Source organism: Microbacterium sp. IEGM 1404 (genome assembly GCF_030056775.1).
In the GTDB taxonomy this organism is placed as follows: domain Bacteria; phylum Actinomycetota; class Actinomycetes; order Actinomycetales; family Microbacteriaceae; genus Microbacterium.
In genome coordinates this window covers 1-237 of sequence record NZ_JASHKP010000020.1, presented here as the reverse complement: position 1 = coordinate 237, position 237 = coordinate 1, and the positions used below count along the sequence as shown (strand labels likewise).

The following is a 237-nucleotide window of genomic DNA, read 5'->3' as shown; positions in this document are numbered from 1 at the left end:
TCCCGAGCCCGCTCGAGACTGGAGCTCAACTAGCGCTCGCGCTGACGGAGGCGCTCCGCCTCGATGACCGAGACCAGCAGCCGCGAGATCCCGGTGGCCAGAGTCGCGACGGCGAGGAACTCGATCGCGCCGCCGCCGGTATCGAGCTCGTTGAACACCAGGTTGACGAGGGCCCCGGTCGAGAAGATCGCGGGGACGTACAGGAACACGCTCAATCCGTTGCTCGAGGCCGTGCGG

The 237-nt window shown here is 67.9% G+C and carries 1 protein-coding gene; it reads right to left on the bottom strand.

The genetic code is table 11. From position 1 onward, the window contains the following. Positions 1-29 precede the first annotated feature (29 nt). The coding region (locus tag QM517_RS18125) for a hypothetical protein (protein WP_283289555.1) at positions 30-237 on the bottom strand (208 nt) is incomplete at its 5' end.